The sequence below is a fragment of the Prevotella sp. P6B1 genome (assembly GCF_000702825.1).
GTDB lineage: Bacteria > Bacteroidota > Bacteroidia > Bacteroidales > Bacteroidaceae > Prevotella.
This window is the reverse complement of record NZ_JNKF01000009.1, coordinates 1-2,649: the sequence shown is the minus strand read 5'-3', so window position 1 is coordinate 2,649 and position 2,649 is coordinate 1. Positions and strand designations below refer to the sequence as shown.

Below are 2,649 nucleotides of genomic sequence, written 5' to 3'. Positions count from 1 at the left end.
TGCTGATATCGCTGTATCGGTACCAAGTGTAACACTGTAATCGGTACCATGCTAGCGCTGCAATCGGTACCGTCCGTATCGCTGCAAACGGTACCATGATCATCGGCTCTGCCTTACTGGGTGCAAATATAACTATTTTTTCTTTTTCTGACGCATAGAATCACCTTTTAATTCAATTTTATTCGCATTTGACACCAATCTGTCCATGATGGCATCGGCCAGAGTGGGATCTCCGATGTAGTCATACCATTTATTTATAGGTAGCTGAGAGACGATGATAACGGACTTTCTCTCATACCTCTCTTCCAAAATCTGCAGCATGGCCAGACGTGTGTTGGTGTCCATTGGTTGCAGTCCGAAGTCATCGAGTATAAGCAGGTCGTTACGCTCAAGTGAAGTAATCATTTTCAGGAAGGTACCATCAAGTTTGCTGAGTGCCACCTTCTCTACAAAACTGTTCATATTAAGGTAGGCCGTCCTGTATCCTAACATACAAGCCTGGCGCCCTAATGCACAGGCAATAAAAGATTTGCCACATCCACACTTGCCCTGTATGAGCAAGTTCTCGTGGCGCCGTATAAAGGAACAGTCTGCAAGTGCTGCAAGATCATCCTTCGTAAAGTTGCGGTCCGTACCGCAGATAACGTCCTCTATCAGTGCAGTATATCTCAGGCGACTTGTCTTTAGATACATTTCTGTCTTCCGGTTCCTTCTGTCCTGAGCTTCTGCCTCTGCCAGCCTGGCTATTGCCGCTTCCATTGCTGGACGGTTCTGTACTGGCAGACTGAGGATTGACTCAAAAGCATCTGCCATGCCCTTGAGTTTGAGTTCTCTGAGTTGTATAACGGTTTCTTGTGAGTTCATAATTATAATTTTGATGTTAGATATTAAATGCTTCTGCTCCCCTTACGTAGTCGTTCTGGGGCATCTGTGATACAGGTTCCTGATCGCCTGCCATGTCGAGGTTCTTCTCCAGGATATTCTTTATCATCGTATAGTTGACAGACCTATATCCAGCAAGCCTTTTGCAAGCATTCTCAAGTCTTATACTGCCATATCTGCGATTCAGACTGAGTACGCCATGACATGAGCCATAATTCTGCTCTACATGTCTGCTACGCTTAAGAATCGCCTCCATAGCCTGTCTTGTATAAGGCCCGATTTCTTCCGACTTTTCCAGGAAGTAGGCTGCATTGCACGCCTTTGTACGCATGTATTCCAGATGCTCGGGAGGCATATCTTCATCATGGGTAAAGGGATCCTTGATGCCATTACGGTCGTGCGTACTGATACGTGTATTGCCAGCGTAGACCTCCACAGTGTCGATATCCCATACGACGGTAAGATGTTGTCCTACATACTGATATGGCACGCTATATTTACGGCCTGCCACTTGTACATGATAGTTACCTGACAGCTTGACTTCTTTGCGATATCGGAAACGGAAAGGAGTATCAGGCAGTTCTCCAAGAGATGGTTTCTCTTCTTCCTCAAAAATGTCAAAACGACTTCTGCCTGTAACTTTAGATGGCTTTGAGTTAAAGTCGTCCAGCAGTTCAGAAATACGGCTATTCATGCTGTTCAAGTCGCTTATAACCTCATCGTGAAGAGGCGCATAGATAGCGTTGTAGATTTTCCTGACTGCACCCTCTACAGAGCCTTTATCGCGAGGTTTCCTTACGCGACAGGCCTCAAGCGTTGTGTCGTAGTATGCAGCCCATTCTAGCGCTGCGTCAGTGAATACAGGTTCGTAACGGTCGTTCTTCTTTACCCATTGCTTCATGTTGTCACTTTTTGCTCTGCGCACTGTCCCTCCAAAATAGCTAAAGGCATCAGATAGTCCACCAAAGAAATACTCCATAGAGGCGTCAGGAAGCGCCTTTGCATAAGCCATTCCACTGAAAGGAAGCGTGCAGACTAACACCACTACACTTGTGATTTCGCCTGTCAGAGGGTCTGTTAGCCACAAGGCATCACCAGCAAAGTCAATCTGCATCTCTTCACCAGGCATATAGGTGTTATGAAAACTCAAGTTGTGGGCATACTGATAGTCACGGATAGCTTTCTTAAACTGAGTGTAACCATAGCCGTCGGGATGTTCACGCTTATAGTTCTCATGGAGATGCTGTATGGTCAGATAGCGGTTATGGGCCAGATCTGACACATAATCAGGAATCAGACCATCGAGGACAATTCTGGCATCAGATGGTGCTGATTCGGGTCTTGTTGACTTGAGGAACGACTCAAGGTCGACCTCGTTCATGCGGCCTCCATCTGCATACGACAGATTTCTTTCGTCAGCCGCCTTCTTGTACTTGGCAAGTACGCCACGTCCCATGTGCAGTTGTCCACAGATTTCGCGGTGTGGGATGCTTGCCGCCAGCATTTGAAATGCTCTTTTTAACTTGCTCATTGTTACATTTTGGTTTGCCATATCTCGCTAAAGGTTTTGTATTTCCTTCGGCAAAGATAGTAATTTAACTTCAATGGCAGAACCGAAATGAACTTTTGGTACCGATTCGAGCGCTACAGCGGTACCGATTGGTGCGCTACGCTGGTACCGGTTGGAGTGCTATGGTGGTACCGATTGGTGCGCTACGGTGGTACCGATTCAAGCGCTACGATGGTACCGTTTCGCCGATATTATCA

At 46.5% G+C, this 2,649-nt stretch carries 2 protein-coding genes; both read right to left on the bottom strand.

The annotated features are described in order from the left end of the window. Positions 1 to 132 precede the first annotated feature (132 nt). The gene (istB, locus tag T495_RS0101020) at positions 133 to 864 is read right to left on the bottom strand and encodes an IS21-like element helper ATPase IstB (protein WP_033147307.1); all 732 of its coding nucleotides are present in this window, start codon (positions 862 to 864) and stop codon (positions 133 to 135) included. 16 nt (positions 865 to 880) lie between these two features. Further along, the gene (gene istA, locus T495_RS0101015) at positions 881 to 2,413 is read right to left on the bottom strand and encodes an IS21 family transposase (protein WP_231495028.1); all 1,533 of its coding nucleotides are present in this window, start codon (positions 2,411 to 2,413) and stop codon (positions 881 to 883) included. Positions 2,414 to 2,649: the final 236 nt, after the last annotated feature.